Below are 16,427 nucleotides of genomic sequence, written 5' to 3' on the forward strand. Positions count from 1 at the left end.
AGACCGCGTGGGGCTGACTCCGCGTCACACGGGAGCTGCCCGGCCGTCCGCGGTTTCGGGATGTCCCAATACAACAATGAGCCGTTCCAGCACGATCCTGGGGTCAGTTGCAAGACCCCCTTTCATGGCGGCATCTGCCATGCGGAGCCAATGGACAAGCCGCGCGGCACGGTGGCGGCCCAACCGACGGAGCCGCATTTCTTCATCTTTCAAGGCAAATGCAGGCACGCCTGATTCCGAGAGCGCCCCCTGAAGTGTCACGCGAGGTTGACCGGGGACGGGATGCAGATAGCGATGGGTGGCCAGGGTGTAGCGTCGGAGCGTGCCGGCCATCATTCCCAGAATCCCCAGAGGTGTTTCTCCGGCTTCGAGCAGCCGGTGGACCTCGGTCAGTGCGGCAGCTGTCTTTCCCTCCAGCGCTGCGTGAATGATTTCCCACACCGTCTTCGTCCGCCACGTGCCCGTCAGTTCCCGCACCATCTCTGTGGTGATGGTTTTCTTTCCCAACCCGGCCAATTTCCGCAATTCCTGGTCAACCAGACCGGAGACGGGCCCCACCGATTCCAGGAGGAGTTCCGCAGCCTCGGACTCTAATGTCAGCCCATATTGCTGCCTCCCCCATTTCCTGATCCACGCTACGAGTTCCGGACGCTTTTTCTTGCTGAAAGAGCACTCGACGGCCACGCCCTTTTCCGCAACGAGCTTGGCGAGTCGCGTTTGTGGCGACCACTGGTGCACAGAGATCGCAAGGATGTTTCGGCGGGAACTCTCGCTCACCCATTTTTCGAGTTCCGCCCGGTGCCGAGTCACAAAATTATCAGCCTGAGTAACGATCACCACGCGGGGATGCGTGGTGAACATGCTGACCGTGACCAGTTCACGATAGACGTCTGCCCAGGTTACGTCATCTCCACAAAACTCTGAAAGATTGAGCTCATCCTCTGGTTGGGGCAGCCAGACCTTCCGAAGCTTTTGCAGGGTGAGTGTATGGAGATATTCATCATCTCCGTAAGTCACCCAGATAAAGCTCTCCGGGACGTTCTCCTGCAGGAGAAATTCGAGGGCAGAGAGAACTGAGGGTCGCATATGCAATCGTTCAAGTAGTCAAGAACGGGTATCTGCTGGTCTGGCCAAGTTCAGCTTAGGCCCACGGTTTCGTAAAGAATTGTTCTGCAGACGCAGAGCAGATCCATTTATCCTCGTTGCGCGCTCTCGCTGCGGGCCTGTCTCACAATCTCCACGAACTGTCGCGCCAGCGACTCAATTTCTCCCAGATTGCCCGCGCGAACGAGTTGGGGGCGAACGAGAGCGGTCCCCACCCCCAAAGCGCAGGCTCCCGCCCGAATGAAATCAGCGGCCGTATCCAGGTCCACACCCCCGGTCGGCATGAGTCGAATGGAAGGGAGAGGACCATGAATCGCCTTGAAATACGCTGGCCCGCCCACGTCCGCGGGAAAGACTTTCACGATGTCTGCCCCCGCCTGCCAGGCGGTCAAAATCTCTGTGGGAGTGAATGCCCCAGGGAAAACAAGTTTCCCATAGCGCTTACACATTTCAATCACTGCCACGTTGAGTGTTGGACTGACGATGAATTCCGCCCCCGAAAGAATTGCGATGCGGGCGGTTTCAGGATCAAGGACCGTTCCAGCGCCAAGCACGATCCGATCCCCCAACCGGCTCGCGACCGATTCCAGCACTCGGTGTGCCTGGGGCACGGTGAAGGTCACCTCTATAGCGATGACACCGCCGGCGGCTAACCGTTCCGCCACGTCCGCCAGGACGTCCCCGCGATCAGATCGCATCACTGCCACCACGCCGCAATCGAGAATTCGCGTCAGCACCGCCGACATATATGGCTCCTTATCATCCGTTGTACTCGTCTGTACTCAGCCCTATTCGACTTAGGCCGTGTCTCCAATGATCGTTGAGCATAGCCCTTGTTGAGCATCCATGTCAACAAGCCGCGTTTTGGCACGGGGACAAGCCGAAGTGGTGGGCAACTAACGCACACGACGCCGAGAATCTCGTCTTGGTGTGAAACCGCTCGCGCAGCACCTGACACGCTGGCAGCCTGAAATACGGTACAATTCAGATGAGGCTCGTAATGGCCCCGATTTACCGTGATCCTGGTGGGAGGGAAGCAGGCGAGGCGCCCACCGCTGCGAACCGGCGCTCCATGAGCTGCAGCAGGCATTCCGAATATTTTGCCCAATTTGGTGTTGCTTATGCTTCAGACCTTTCAACTCATTGTGACTCTTTTGCCGTGGCTGGCGGCGCTCGTTGCCTTGATCGCGGTGGGGATCTACGTTCTGCAAAAACTTCGGCGGGAAGTGACCGGCGACGACGTGTTGGACCGTGGGGATACACTTCTCGACTTGGAACGCTTGAAAAGAGAGGGCCGATTGAGCGATGCCGAATACCGGGCAATTGCGGAAAGGTTGAAGAATTCGGTCCAAGGCCGGGGAAAAGTGGTTCAGAAATGAAACTCATAAATTGGTCACCCTGCTCATAGGGGGGATGAGATCAACATTAAGTGTGTGAATATTTTCGGGGAGTGCCCGACGTTCTGATTAGTCAAATAACATCCATTGTCCGCCTTGCGTACCCGATTTGGCGACCGGATAGCCGATGACCAATGAATGTCAGGGGGACACCTGGAGCGTTGGGCCCGGCACAGAACAATCGGAGGAGCGGTGTCCTGTCGCGAGTGGTGCGAGGTCGGGTCTGGAGTCCATAAGAATTGCCGTAATCACCGGGGATCATGAGCATGCCAACAGGACGGGACTTCACCTCGGGTCGACGAAATGCCAGTGCGAGCAAAAAGAGCGCGTTCTGTTCCTTTTGCCGCAAAAGCTATCGGGACGTCGGCCCCCTCGTGGAGGGGCCCGGTGATGTCTACATCTGTGGCGACTGTATCGATCTTTGCCAGTCGATCCTGGAGCAGGAGCGGCGCCGCACCGGGACAGCGCGGCCTCTTTTTGCCCGGGTCCCCACACCGCGCGAAATCGTGGCCAAGCTCGATGAGTTTGTCGTTGGGCAGGAGGAAGCGAAAAAAGTCCTTGCGGTGGCGGTGTACACGCACTACCGCCGACTGATGCATCGCGGGACGTCGGACGTAATGATTGATAAGTCCAACATTCTCCTCATCGGTCCGACGGGATCAGGGAAAACACTCCTCGCGCAAACGCTGGCCAAGCTCCTCGATGTTCCCTTCGCCATCGGGGACGCGACGACGCTTACCGAAGCAGGTTATGTGGGAGAGGACGTGGAAAATTTGCTCCTCAAGTTGCTTCACGCGGCAGATTTTGACATTGAGGCGGCTCAGCGGGGAATCGTATACATCGACGAAATCGACAAAATCCGCAAAACCAGCCACAACCTTTCAATCACGCGTGACGTGTCAGGGGAGGGAGTGCAGCAGGCCCTGCTCAAGATGCTGGAAGGGACGATCTCCAATGTGCCCCCGCAAGGCGGCCGCAAGCATCCCGAACAGCAGTACATCCAGGTCGATACGACAAATATTCTTTTCATCTGCGGTGGCACATTTGTAGGGCTGGAAGAAATCATCGCCCGCCGGCTGGGGAAACGATCCATCGGATTTGCCTCCGGAGTCCCGGGCCAGCAGGGGGGATTGTCGGAAGACGAGCTCCGGCGCGAATATCTCCTGTCACACGTAACAAGCGAAGACCTGGTGGAGTTCGGAATGATTCCGGAATTCATCGGTCGGCTACCGGTGGTGACGGCTCTTCGTCCGCTGGATGTTCCGGCCATGGTCCGGGTGCTGACCGAACCGAAAAACGCCCTCGTCAAGCAGTATCAGGAGCTTTTCGCCATGGAGAACGCCGAGCTGGAGTTCACCGACGAAGCCCTCCAGCTCATTGCCAAGAAAGCCTACGAGAAGGGTACCGGCGCCCGCGGTTTACGCTCGATCGTCGAAGGCATCATGCTGGATGCCTTGTACTCTCTTCCCGATCAGCCGCCCGGCTACCGCTACATTGTGGACGTCGACGTCGTGGAGGGGCGGAAGCCACTTCTGGGACATCCCGTGGCAAGGCAGAAGACGGCCTGAGAACGCCGTCAGGTTGGTCGCCGCTTTTTAACTGGTGGGCCGCTGTCTGGCGTAACGAAGGCTATCCTCTCTTGACGGTTTAAACCTGCCTGACCATTCGACGCAGGACCTCAATGCCGCGCTCAATGACCTCATCTGGTGCGGCATAGGAAATGCGGAAGTGGGTATCACGCCGGCTGAACACTTTACCGGGGATGATCAGCAGGTGGTGTTTTTCTATTGCTTCCATGACGAATTCTGTAGCAGTTCCCCGGGGCGCTTTTGGAAAGGCATAGAAGGCCCCGCGAGGTGTAACCAGTTCATAGAGGTCGCGGAGCCCCTCAACGACCAGATCGCGCTTTCGCCGATAGGCGGCAAAATAGGCCGACATATCCACATCCAAAGCCGTTAAAGCCGCCCACTGAAATGGTTGCGGCGCACAGACGAAGCTGTACTGCTGGAGCTTGAGCATTTGCTGGATGATCGCGCTTGGCCCATGCGCGACTCCTACCCGCCACCCCGGCATTCCGTGGCTTTTACTGAACCCTTCCACGACGATCGTGGAGGGATTGAACTGGGCGGGGGAAACGAACGGCTGGTCATAGCAGAAATCGCGATAAATCTCGTCACTCAAGAGCACGATCCCACGCCTCTGCGTCAAATCGGCGAGATCTCGAAGCTCTTGCTCGCTTGCCACAACGCCGGTTGGATTGGCCGGACTATTCACGATAACCATTTTTGTCCGCGGGGATAGAGCGGCTTCTACTCGGCTGACGTCGATCCGAAAATCCGGATATGTGTCCACCACCACAGGCACTCCTCCCGCGATGTGGATGAGCGCCTCGTACATAACAAAATACGGGTCAAAGATGATGACCTCTTCGCCTGGGTTCACCAGCGATAGGATGGCCAGCACCAGACCACCGCTGGTCCCACTTGTCACGAACACCTCGCGGTCCGGATGTCCATAGCGCCGAGCGATGAGCTCCTGCAACTTCTCCCGCAGGGGTTCGATCCCCTGGGTTACCGAATACCCGTTTTTTCCCGTTCGAATGGCTTCAATCGCAGCCTGCTTGACCGTCTCGGGGACATCGAAGTCGGGCTGTCCAATTGAGAGATTGATAGGATTCTTCAAACGAGCGCCCAGTTCAAAAACCTTACGAATCCCGGACGCATCAAACTGACGCATACGGTGGGCGATCCAGGAGTCGAGCATAAGCCGTGCCTCTATCCACCAAAAGGGAAAACCCGGTTGACATGCAAACTCTGTATGTTACCACCACGCAGCTTGGCTCACTACGCTCCCCGTGTGGCAATTTCTATTTGGACGTAGGGGCGATTTATGAGTTGCCCTTGCGACACATTAGCGGCGTGACGTCTCCCAGGCGTTTATAAAAGCTCGGGATAGGTCGGCTTGCGTTACCCTATTCGGAGCGGGTGAGTGTCGATCAGTGTTGGAAAAAAAACGATGCGACGGGCCAACTCATTGGCATCGCTAGGAGTGGCGGTCAGCTGTCTCGCGTGGCTGACAGTCTCAAGTTTCTGTGCGGGAAGGTGTTCGGGAGAAGCGGGTGGACTATCTCACCCGGCACTGGAACCGAATGATGCCGCCTTCTCCGGGTGGCAGTGGTTCGGTCAAACGCCACTGGAGGGTCAACGAACCTGCCTCGTTGGGCTGGACGGAGAATTCCACCGCCTTGCTCGCCTGCGACGATCCATCGACGTACTCCAATCGCGTGGAGAGATTGTCGATGATGAGGAGGTCTGTAATCGGGACTGTGCCCACGTTGTCGAATCGGAGCGTGAAATCAACCGTCTCGCCAGGGAGCGCGGTTGCCGTCGATGCGACTTTGACCAGTCGCAGTTTGCTTTCGCCATAACGGCTCTGCACCCGATAGAGGCTGTGCACCCGGCTCACGCCGACTTCCTCAGACGCGGCACGGCCGTCCACCACCACCTGGACCTGGGAATCGGCGGTCCAAGCGACGGCGGCCTGGACACTCTGGGCCAGTGTGGGCATTTCGTCGGCCACCATCTGGCCTTTGACGATCAAGCTGAAATTCTCGTAAGGCTTGAAAGCGTCGGAGAAGCCACGCGGTCCCAGTGCCTGAGAGACGGCTCCATCGCGCTGGCCACTCTGGAAGATCGCCAGACCGCGACGTTGCACCTCTGCCCGGGCCTGGTAGTTTTGCGTTCCCATTCCCACGGATTGGACTTCTTCGATACGAGCCATGTGGGTCGGGGTGGAAACCCCCATCACTTTTTCTGCCTGTTCATCCGCCCGCAGGCCCACCACCTGGCGGACCGAAGCGAAACGTGGGCTGTAAATGAACACCCGATTAAAGGGCTGGACGCGGCTTTTGCCGTCAGCCGTTTGAAACCTTGCCACGGTATCCTCGGGGTTAATTCCGGTCACACCGTTCTCGGCGAGTCCGGCAAACGGGGGTAAGTCGCCCCCATCTGCCAGAAACTCGTCCTGCGGCCAGGGACCAGCAATACCGGGGGGAGTCCACGCACCGGTTACCACACCCGGTGGTGTCCCACGAGGAAGCACATTTCCTTGCGCATCCACGTAAATCGGTCCCTGGATTGGGGGAGGAACCGACGGCGCAGCCACCGTCAGCGGGGAACCTCGGTCAGAAGCTTCCGCAGCTCCTACCGTCGACGAATTTGCGGAGCCGACATCTCCGCCAGAATAGGCCACCTGCTGGACTGGATTGAAAACCGAATTTGCGGCGAGTTGGGCCGTCTTGGCGTCGGGGGAGGGCAGGGGAGGACGTCCAGCAACCTGAGCGGTGTCTTGCGACACGGTTCTGCAAGAGCAGAAAATGAGCGTGCAAATCGCGATTAACAGTAATCGTAGCCAAGGCGACATGCCTGTCTCCCCGTCAGTCCGATTGACGCTCCCATTCATGGACGACGGCCCTCCGGTGTCGGCTGTGGTAGCGTGGCCGGGGAATTCCGCGATGGAGGACCAGGCAACACCTTCACCTTGGGTGGGAAAACAACCAGGGGCGGTGAGCCAAACAAAAAGGCCGGGTCGGATTCCTCTTCCGGAAGCGGAATGCGACCGCCCAGCCGTACAATCACCAGCGGACGCCCCAGCGCATCTGCCACCGCCAGAGGATCCTGGTCGGGACGTACTTCGAACCAGAGTTGGCCGCTGTTTCCCTCCGCTACGGGAAGTGCCTGCTGCGGATCCTCCAAATAGATAACTCGGGTGACATATTTCCCCGCCGTGGCCAGCCGCAAGTCGTCGGGATGCAGCTCCACGATGATCGGAAAATGACGTTCCTGCCCCGGTGGCGGATAGAGCCGATCAATCACCTCCAGGGAAGGGAAAAGTTCAACGCCCTCAGCCTGAGGAATGCCTGCGACCTTTAACCGGTAAACGCGACCGACCAGCAACCCCACGGTGACGGGGAGATTGTGGAACTCGGTGAAGCCGTTCCTATCCGCGAAGGCGATTTGTAAGCCGTGTGGACCGCGAATTTCCACCGGCTGAAAATAATTGGCCACCGGCCCGGGCCCTGCCGCTCGGGTGGCCCCCACCAGCCCCGGCGGCGCTTGAATTGAAAAAACTGGTTGCGAGCCGGTCGTCTGAGCGGAGGCGACGCCCCAGAATGGGGCAATTACCAGGCAGCAGACCCACCCCATCACCAGGAGAGCGACGATAGTCGGGCTCCGGTGGCTGAACCGGGGGGGACGTGTGCCTGTATGAACCGCCTGCACGGTCAGACCTCTCCGTTGTTGGACATTCGCGGCAGAACTGTTTTGACCGGATTCACCCTTAAAGTCGGCAAAAGTGGAGCCTTTCCATCAACAAATTTGCGTCCATCGCGAGTGTCCTCTCATCTCGTCCAATTGCCATGCGTCTTGAAAAGTTCCGGTTGTTCAACCTCAGAAGCACCTGAGTCATCACCACCTGTGTGCTCCTAGAAACAGGCACGGACCTGGACAGCGCCTTGGGCAGGGGCGAGTTTCAGCCCGGAGGCCGGAGGGACCTGCTTGTCAGGTCCGCCTGTCAACGTTGGATGCTCCATTCCGTGTCGGTGGGCACGACGAGCGTGCCCCTCCGGTTCGACGGACGCCGGGGAAGGCGCCACCGACAGGCCCAAGTTTCACGCCAAGCGAGCGTCCGGGTGGCATCCGACTGCCAACAAAAAACCCGTCGTGCCGGACGGGCACGACGGGCTGGTGCTTCCCGTCGGAGGATAATCAAAGGGTGTGCGTGAAGGGCTGTGCCGGGTTACTGCTGAGGGGGGCTGCTCGCCGTGGAGCCGTTCGCGTCTACGCCGGGATCGACGTACATGGGCTGATCAACCGGTTGCCCCGTGGCATCGATCACCTCATGCCCATAAGAGTGCGGTTGCCGGAAAATGGTCATACCCGGTGTTGTCTGTTCATGGATATAGGCGTGATTGGCGGGTTTCGGGTAGTTAATTCCCGGAGACTGCTTGACATCAATCCGCACTTTTTGGGTAGGATGCGGGATGTGGACGAATGTGTGATTCCGCATCACGTGTTTCTGGAGACCGGCTGGACCTCCCAGCGGCACATGGGGTGGTCCTGGTAGACCGATGGGTGTGCCACTCATGGGCATGCCGTATTGAGGCCCCGTCACGCCCGAAATGTAGTTCATCGGGACTGTGCCGCCCCCGGCCATTGCAGGACCAGCGGCGAACGGGGTCCCCTGGAGGCCCATTCCGTTGGCCTGACCACCCGCAGGAACGACGTCCTGTCCGACGCTTGCCACATCCCCGGGCACCTGAAGGTCGCGGTTTCCCATGCGGATGATCGCAAGGATCGACCCGCGGCGATCGGCCTCGACGATCGGGTCCACTCCTGGATCCAACCGGGTGCTCACAAGGGTTTCTGCCCCTGCAACGGCAAGCTCCTGATAGTTGGGATCAGGGAGGTAAACCACCTTGGTGACAAAATTCCCGCTCAGGACCTGATCGAAGTCCTCATCCGTGAACTGCACGGGAATCGCATTGTGGGCGATGAATGCCTCGGTCCGCGGCATTGCGGGGGCCACTTCCAACGTGGGATACAACTCAACGCCCGGCCGACCGGGAATATTTGTCAACTTCAACCGATAAATGGCGCCTTGCGGAAAGTTGTACCGCCCCGGGCAAACCAGGGGTTCCGAGTCAAATGCGCCGGGTGCAGAAACGTCCCAGGTGACCTGCATTCCTTCTGGACCAATAAAGTTAATCTGTGAGACCGGCACTTGCGCCGGCATCAGCATAGGGGCGTACGGTGGCTGGACGCCAGGACCCGGGCCTCCCACCCCAGGACCCATTTCCATAAGTTGCTGGGTAGGCGGAAGGTTTTGTTGGAACGGGCCCTTGCAACCTGCAACGACCGCTAACACCACACAAAGGGCAGCTCCGCATCTCATCGGGTTATCCCCCTCACACACCAGGATGTCGGTGATCCCGTAACTGCTCGTTCCTCTCGATGGTGACCCGCGCTGAGCGACAATAATTGACGACTCTCCGCATTCGGTAGGGCCACGCAGGGTCCACAGCCGGATGCTTTCAACGCGGTCTTCCTGAGGGTATTCTTCGACAGCCCCGCGCGGTTCTCTTTGGTAAATCCGGCAAATGCGTCACATTGCGCATACCAGAGCCGATGCGCAGCATGTATACTTTGGCCAAATTTGCTCACTTAACGACACATTAGCCAGATTATCGCCCTTGTCGTTTCGCAGCTCCGACGGGAGGAGCCCGCATAACAACAGTCGATTGGGGAAGCGAGAAGCTGACGGAATCGGATTGGAGTCATCCGGTTCGCGCACGCGCGGCCAGGTTCCACCGGGCGAGGAATTGCGACATCCTTTTTATGCTGTGCCGGAGGGCGATCTACTCTGACGCCGGTGCCGTGCGAGAAGGGCGGCCACGCGAATGGCCTCGATCAGGCTTCCCGGGTTGGCTTTCCCTTGCCCGGCGATGTCGAATGCCGTCCCGTGCGCCACACTGGTCCGGATGATGGGGAGTCCCGCCGTGATGTTGACTGCCCGGTGCATGCCCAACAATTTGAGCGTAATATGGCCCTGATCGTGATACATGGCCACCACCCCGTCGAACCGGCCATCACGCGCCTGCACCATCAGGGCGTCGGCGGCGACCGGACCTTCCACGGGAAGTCCCTCGTCCTGGGCACGACGCACCGCGGGTGTAATGAGGAGGTTTTCTTCATTGCCGAATAGACCGTTTTCGCCAGCATGGGGATTGAGAGCACACACTCCAATCCGTGGCGCGCCGTTTTTCAGACACCGGGTCAAATCGTAGATGAGGCGGATCTTGTTGAGGATGGCCTCAGCCGTAAGATGGCGAAAGATTTCCTTCATCGCCATGTGCAGGGTGACGTGCACGATTGCCAGCCCAGCCGGCCCCTTCAGCGGTGCCCCTGGCCCGAGGTAGAGCACCATCCCTACCTGACTGACGCCGCACAGCTCGGCGAGAAGCTCGGTATGTCCTGGATAGCGATGCCCCGCTGCGTGAAGGGCCTCCTTGTTGATCGGAGCCGTCACGAGAGCATCGACCTTCTCGGCGAGCGCCAGTTCTGTGCCAAGCAAGATCGCTTCGTAGGCGGCCTGACCGGCTTTAGGATCGATGCGACCCATTTGCACAGCCGGTGCCCGATCGCTGCCCGGTGGAATACAAACCAGAGTTTCCGGTGAGGGTTGGGCTCGCGCGGGTTCGTCACAGCAGGTGATTTGAAGCTGCAAGCGTCGCAGTGCCGCTGCCCGTCGGAGAAACTCCGAATACCCGACCACCACCGGCCGACACACTTCGTGAACGGTCGGATCGGACCACGCAGCCGCGACAATTTCCGGACCGATGCCAGCCGGATCCCCCGTCGTGATGGCGATGATCGGTCGTTCGTCAATCGGGCTCATGATACCCTCCCCCGGCTCCTCGATGCCGGACAGCCTCTCATGGCGATCTTCCCACATTTCTGCCCCTCATTTTATCATGGCAAGTAGCAAAGAGTGATCAAAGGGCGGCAACACAGGATGAAAAATCGGTCAAAAAACCCGCGGTGATTGGCGACCACTGAGAAAACGGGGCTATTTCCGACTCCCTGAAAGCGCGTGCCTCTGACCAAGACAGTATTTCCCTATATTGGCGGTGCCGTCTTCTGTTTTTGGCTGATGTTTTTAGCTGGGTATTTTTGGTTGAAACAGAAAGCATTGACCACCGCCCTGCTTTCTCCTGATTGAGTTCTTTAGCGGAGGATTGATGCCATGAGAGCGTGTATCCAGCGCGTCCAGTGGGCGCGAGTAAAAGTCAATACGGAAATTGTGGGCGAAATAAAGAAAGGGATCCTTGTACTTTTAGGTGTTGCCGTCGGAGACACCGAAAAAGAAACAAAACTGATTGCTGACAAAGTGGCTCAATTACGAATATTTGAGGATGCACAAGGCAAAATGAATCGGTCCCTGGCCGAGGTGGGAGGGGCCGTTCTTGTAGTCAGCCAGTTCACACTGCTGGCGGATTGCCGCAAAGGACGTCGTCCCAGTTTCACAAAGGCCGCGCCGCCCGAGGATGCCGAAAAACTGGTGGATCAGTTTGTGCAGATCCTGCGGGAGTATGGCCTGCCGGTCGCGACTGGACGCTTTCGCGAACACATGGAGGTGGAACTGCTCAATGATGGTCCCGTGACAATCCTCCTGGATAGCGATGAATTGAGCCGTCCCCGAAGGGCCGGGCCGGGTGTGGTAGAATGACTGAGAGGGCTGAAGCGAATCGCTTCACGGTTAAAGGAGGGAAGAAGCGGTGATAGGCGGGATTCCTATTTATGATCTGGTGATTGGCCTCATTCTTTTATGGACGACGGTCTACGGAGCAATACGCGGATTCGCCTGGCAGGTGGCCTCGTTGAGCTCACTTGTCGTCAGCGCCTGGGCAGCCGTGCGATGGAGTCCCTCCGTTGCGCCCCATCTCAGCCGCCAGGAACCATGGAATCGTTATCTCGCGATGTTGCTCATTTTCGTCGTGTGCTCGCTGATCATCTGGCTTGTGTTCCGTTATGTGGCCAAGTGGATTCAGCGGGTGCGATTGGAGGGGTTTGACCGGCAAATGGGGGCTTTGCTGGGGTTAGCAAAAGGGATTCTTTTGTGTTTTGTGTTGACCTTCTTTGCGATCACACTGTCGGAGGGAACGAAGCGGCTGGTGCTGGAGTCGCACTCCGGACCCTGGGTGGCGGCCTTGTTGCCGCGTGCGGTGCGAATTCTTCCGCCGGAGGTGCGGAACTCGGTAGGGGAGACCATTCACAAATTCAAGGAACAGTTTTCAGAGCCGCCGGCGTTCCCGCCCACCGTACCGTGAAAAACTTCTGGCTTGTCGTCACACTCTGATCGAGATCGCTGAATTGTTCAGGCGAATCGGGAGCGGTTTGGCCGCAGAATCGGCACCGAACAGCCTCTTGTTCAGCGGGACGCGTTAAGCCGAGGACTTTTAATGGGCGACGGTCCAAAAAGCTTACAAAGTGGCCGAAAAACGGCCTATCTGACCGAACATAAGAAACATTATCGGACGTTGTAAAGCCGGTGTTGTGACGGTCTTCGGCTGTTTCTCCTGGCCATAAGTTTCCCTCCGATCGCCCGCCAGTCACGGCTCTTGCGAGGACACCAATGATCCAACGTGGAAAAGCCGGCTCTGACAGGTGGCACCCAAGTTATGTTCAGAGGAGCACGACTGTCGTGCCCGTTCAATGCACGGGCACGTTTCCGGGGTTCCGGCTAGGTTTGTCGGATCCGCGCCAGCCCAGTCTTGGCTTTTGCGTTGGTCCGGGGTCACGCGTCGCCTGCTGCTCCCTCGTCGGCAATTTCCTGCGCAGGAGAATACGCGTCGCTGTTCGCGGCGGCTGGTTGCATCGCGGTACTGACCGCCTCACCACCTTCGAGATAGACGCCCATGCGGCGAAACTTCTGGTAGCGGGCTTCCAGAAGTTCGGGGATCGGTATGGCGGTCAGTTCCTTCAGGGTGTTTCGCAGGTAAAGTTTCAGCCGCGAGGCCATCTGGAAGGGATCGCGGTGAGCCCCGCCGAGCGGTTCCGGAATGACGTCGTCGATCAATCCGAGCTGAATGAGGTCCTTGGAGGTCATTTTCAGCGCCCGCGCGGCTTCCTCTTTGTACTGCCGGTCCTTCCAGAGGATGCCGGCACATCCTTCGGGGCTGATGACCGAGTAATAGGCGTGTTCGAGCATGGCCACGCGGTCGCCCACCCCTATGGCAAGCGCTCCCCCGGAGCCGCCTTCGCCGATCACGACGCAGACGATCGGCGTCGGCAATTTGGACATCAGAAACATCGACTCCGCGATCACCTGGGCCTGGCCACGTTCTTCGGCGCCAATGCCAGGATATGCTCCCGGTGTATCAATCAGGCATACGATGGGCAGCCGAAACTTAGCCGCCAGCTTCATCTTGTGCATCGCTTTACGGTAACCTTCAGGATGGGCGCAGCCGTAATTGCACGCCAGGCGTTCCTTGGTGTTTTTGCCCTTTTCGTGACCGATGACCATCACCTTAAACGTGTCGAGTTTGGCCCAGCCCGTGCGAATGGCTCGATCGTCGCCAAAACACTTGTCCCCGTGAAGTTCTACAAACTCGTCGAAGGTGAGCTGGAGATAGTCGCTCGTCTTAGGCCGGTCGGGATGCCGAGCAACCTCCACAACTTCCCATGGTTTCAAGTTGGAATATATTTGGACCATCAGATCGATGAGTTCCTTGCGTTTCTGCTGAAGTTCTTCCCGCGCCGCGGGGTCCGTTTGAGCAAGCCGTTCCAGTTTTTCCAGACGAGCTTCCAGTTCGTAAATTGGACGTTCAAAAGCCAGTCGATATTCGCTCATAGAACAACTCTTCCTTTTCAAATTGGGGTTAAAGCTATCAATTTAATACTGAACAATCTGGACTGCTGTTAAATCGTCACTGGTTTGCCATGTCCGAACAAACAGACGCGACTCTTATTCCCCAACGAAAAAACTTCCGACAAATATGCATGCGGAATACTCTTTTCTAAACACTGACCATCTCCGGCGTTACTTCCCCCACCGGTGGTTCTTTGAAAATCTGGACGTCGTAAAGTGCGCCGGCGAACTCCCCTATCGTTTTGAACCGGTCCGCCGGTCTCTTCGCAAGGGCCTTTTGCAAAATTCGCGAGAACTCCGGGGTCAGATTGGGGTTATACGCCTCCGGTGGCGGCGGCGCGGCCTTGAGGTGCTTGTTCAGCAACTCGGTTTGATTCTGTCCGGTAAACGGGGGCTTCCCGCACACCAGCTCAAAGATGGTACAAGCCAGGCTGTACAGATCTGCCCGTCCATCGAGCGGTTTGTTGAGAATCTGTTCCGGCGACATGTAGCTGCACGTGCCCTGAATTTTGGCCTTCGGCCGAAGATACCACAGAATCCGGGGAGCCATTTTGCGGCACAAAGCAAAATCGATGAGCTTCACATCGCCCTGGTTGGATACGAGAAAATTCTCGGGTTTGATGTCCCGATGCACATACCCCTGGCGGTGAAGGTAGGAGACGCCCTCAATGCACTGGAAAATGATTTTGCGGACCAGATGGGCGTATTCGGGCAACCCGCGGCGGATGAGAGATTTCATGTTCCCCCCGCTGAACCATTCCATGGCGAGGTACGGGATGCCTTTATCGATGTTGAATTCGTAGATCTTGATGATTCGCTCGTCGTCGAACTGGCTCGCGACCTGGTACTCCCACCGCAACGACCGAATTTGCTCCCGATCGGTGCGGAATTTTTCCTGGAGGAATTTCAGCGCGATGTATCGATGGGTGGCGTCGTGGTAAGCCTGCCACAGTTGGGTCGTTGCCCCAAAATAGACGGGATTGATCAGCCGGTAAGGCCCGATGAAGGTAGCTGCCGAAGTCACGGGATGACCTGAAACTGTTGCTGTAACAATACCCTGCTCGTTTGGCCCGATTGTCAACACCCGGTTGCTGGCTGCGGGGCGCGGCTGCCCGGGAAACCCCTGCAACTTACCATCCGCATCATCTTAACGGCTTTTTCCGAAAGAAACAATGACGAAAGATAGGCAACGCCGGCACATTTTTTCTGGTCTGTCTGTTCTAAGTATCATGCCCGACCTACTGATCTTGCCGATTTTTTAGGACATCCTCGTATACCTTTCTGATTTGCGCGGTCATCCGCTCATGGGAAAAACGCTCCATGCACAAGCGTCGTCCCCTCTCTGCGAACTGGGACCCCAGCGCTGGAGTTTCGATCAGTTGCGCGATCGCGTGGGCCATGCCCACCCAGTCGCGAGCTGGGACAAGGAAACCAGTTTCTCCAGTCTGCACAACCTCTCGTGCACCATCCACGTCGTAGCTGACGACCGGCTTTCCGGCAAGAAGCGCCTGGGGCAAAACGCGCGCGAGACCCTCCCGCAGGCTGGGATGAACCACCGCATCCATGGCTGCCAGATATTCCGGTAGCTTCTCAGGAGGGACAAGACCCACCAGACGGACGTAACTACTCCAGCCCGCCTGGCGAATCTGGCGTTCCAGCCGAGCTCGCAACAGGCCATCGCCTACCCAAAGAAAGCGGACCTGGGGAAAACGCGGGATGAGGTACCCGGCCGCCCGCAGGATGTCCTCGTGTCCTTTGAGATGGAAAAGCCGGGCAATGGTGCCCACGACAAAGTGAGTCTCGCTGTAACCGAGTTGTTCACGCATCCTATGGCGGTGTTCCCCGGCCTGGAGAAAGGGCTCGACTTCCATCCCGCTGTAGATTGTCACGAATTTTTCACGGGGAGCGACTCCCGCGCTAACAAGCAATTCCGTCATGGCATCGGCAACACTGATGAGGCGGTGGCACCGCCGGGCCGCCCACCGCTCGCAGGCCGCGATGAATAACCTCGCCAGTCGCGGCTGATAGGGATGGAAAGGAGCACCGTGCACCGTGTGGACGATCGCGGGGACGTGTTGCCTCCAGGCAGCAGCCCGTCCCAGTATGCCCGCTTTAGCGCTATGGGTGTGGACGACGTCCGGGCGAAATTCGCGAATGATGCGAAAAATTGCCCGGTACGCACGGATGTCATGGACGGGGTTAATCGCCCGACGCAATGAGGGCACAACGACCGTGGGGACTTCCCCTGCCCTTGCCCGCTCCAGAAGGCTCCCCTCTGGACCGAGTGGCGGGCCTGTGACCAGCAGGACATCATCCCCGTACGTTCGGATAAGGTCTTCACAAGTTAAAAGGGTGTTTTCCTGGGCCCCGCCGAGGATCAATCGCGTAATGATGTGAAGGATGCGCACCGTATCTTCGAACCGACGGCTAAGGAGTGCAGACTGGTTCAAGCTTCCGTTTTGACCTTACTTCCATTGTGATTATCCAACCGAAAAAACG

The 16,427-nt window shown here is 57.9% G+C and carries 13 protein-coding genes and 1 pseudogene; 4 read left to right on the forward strand and 10 right to left on the reverse strand.

Going from position 1 to position 16,427, the window contains the following annotated elements:
- Positions 1–24: 24 nt before the first annotated feature.
- Both holA and THTE_RS06975 read right to left on the reverse strand, forming a co-directional pair.
- Positions 25–1,086: a DNA polymerase III subunit delta gene (gene holA, locus THTE_RS06970; RefSeq protein WP_095414751.1), complete on the reverse strand. Its 1,062-nt coding sequence runs from the start codon at positions 1,084–1,086 to the stop codon at positions 25–27.
- A gap of 107 nt (positions 1,087–1,193) precedes the next feature.
- On the reverse strand, positions 1,194–1,850 hold the full coding sequence (locus THTE_RS06975) for a bifunctional 4-hydroxy-2-oxoglutarate aldolase/2-dehydro-3-deoxy-phosphogluconate aldolase (protein ID WP_095414752.1): 657 nt from the start codon (positions 1,848–1,850) through the stop codon (positions 1,194–1,196).
- A gap of 375 nt (positions 1,851–2,225) precedes the next feature.
- Here THTE_RS06975 and THTE_RS06980 point away from each other — a divergent pair, with 375 nt between their 5' ends.
- The gene (locus tag THTE_RS06980) at positions 2,226–2,483 is read left to right on the forward strand and encodes a hypothetical protein (protein ID WP_095414753.1); all 258 of its coding nucleotides are present in this window, start codon (positions 2,226–2,228) and stop codon (positions 2,481–2,483) included.
- A 284-nt stretch (positions 2,484–2,767) separates the two neighbouring features.
- Positions 2,768–4,069 carry an ATP-dependent Clp protease ATP-binding subunit ClpX gene (gene clpX / locus THTE_RS06985; protein WP_095414754.1) on the forward strand — a complete coding sequence of 434 codons (1,302 nt, stop codon included), beginning with the start codon at positions 2,768–2,770 and terminating at the stop codon, positions 4,067–4,069.
- Between the two features lie 79 nt (positions 4,070–4,148).
- Here the strand turns inward: clpX and THTE_RS06990 are convergent, their stop codons facing one another.
- The 5 genes from THTE_RS06990 to pdxA all read right to left on the reverse strand — a co-directional run bounded on the left by THTE_RS06990 (position 4,149) and on the right by pdxA (position 10,955).
- Complete coding sequence (locus THTE_RS06990; protein WP_095414755.1) at positions 4,149–5,264, reverse strand: pyridoxal phosphate-dependent aminotransferase; 1,116 nt, start codon at positions 5,262–5,264, stop codon at positions 4,149–4,151.
- A 360-nt stretch (positions 5,265–5,624) separates the two neighbouring features.
- Positions 5,625–6,923 (reverse strand): DUF11 domain-containing protein, encoded by a 1,299-nt coding sequence (locus THTE_RS06995; protein ID WP_157731868.1) that lies wholly within the window; start codon positions 6,921–6,923, stop codon positions 5,625–5,627.
- Positions 6,924–6,958: 35 nt separating this feature from the next.
- Complete coding sequence (locus THTE_RS07000; protein WP_157731869.1) at positions 6,959–7,780, reverse strand: hypothetical protein; 822 nt, start codon at positions 7,778–7,780, stop codon at positions 6,959–6,961.
- 517 nt (positions 7,781–8,297) lie between these two features.
- A complete protein-coding gene (locus THTE_RS07005) occupies positions 8,298–9,452 on the reverse strand; it encodes a hypothetical protein (protein WP_207651800.1) in 1,155 nt (384 codons plus the stop codon).
- A gap of 441 nt (positions 9,453–9,893) precedes the next feature.
- Positions 9,894–10,955, reverse strand: coding sequence for a 4-hydroxythreonine-4-phosphate dehydrogenase PdxA (gene pdxA, locus THTE_RS07010; protein ID WP_095416806.1), 1,062 nt, complete (start codon positions 10,953–10,955; stop codon positions 9,894–9,896).
- A gap of 348 nt (positions 10,956–11,303) precedes the next feature.
- On the opposite strand from pdxA, the gene dtd reads away from it, so the two are divergent.
- Positions 11,304–11,786, forward strand: coding sequence for a D-aminoacyl-tRNA deacylase (dtd, locus tag THTE_RS07015; protein ID WP_095414758.1), 483 nt, complete (start codon positions 11,304–11,306; stop codon positions 11,784–11,786).
- 49 nt (positions 11,787–11,835) lie between these two features.
- Positions 11,836–12,387, forward strand: a complete 552-nt coding sequence (locus tag THTE_RS07020) for a CvpA family protein (RefSeq protein WP_095414759.1) — start codon at positions 11,836–11,838, stop codon at positions 12,385–12,387.
- A 572-nt stretch (positions 12,388–12,959) separates the two neighbouring features.
- Here the strand turns inward: THTE_RS07020 and THTE_RS07025 are convergent.
- The 3 genes and pseudogenes from THTE_RS07025 to THTE_RS07035 form a co-directional block, all read right to left on the reverse strand.
- Positions 12,960–13,910, reverse strand: a pseudogene (locus tag THTE_RS07025) (acetyl-CoA carboxylase carboxyltransferase subunit alpha); the annotation flags it as partial.
- Positions 13,911–14,076: 166 nt separating this feature from the next.
- Entirely contained in the window at positions 14,077–14,952 is an 876-nt protein-coding gene (locus THTE_RS07030) for a serine/threonine protein kinase (RefSeq protein ID WP_157731871.1), read from the reverse strand.
- A gap of 214 nt (positions 14,953–15,166) precedes the next feature.
- Positions 15,167–16,378 carry a glycosyltransferase family 4 protein gene (locus tag THTE_RS07035; protein WP_338064587.1) on the reverse strand — a complete coding sequence of 404 codons (1,212 nt, stop codon included), beginning with the start codon at positions 16,376–16,378 and terminating at the stop codon, positions 15,167–15,169.
- Positions 16,379–16,427: the final 49 nt, after the last annotated feature.

The organism is Thermogutta terrifontis, from assembly GCF_002277955.1.
Taxonomy (GTDB): domain Bacteria; phylum Planctomycetota; class Planctomycetia; order Pirellulales; family Thermoguttaceae; genus Thermogutta; species Thermogutta terrifontis.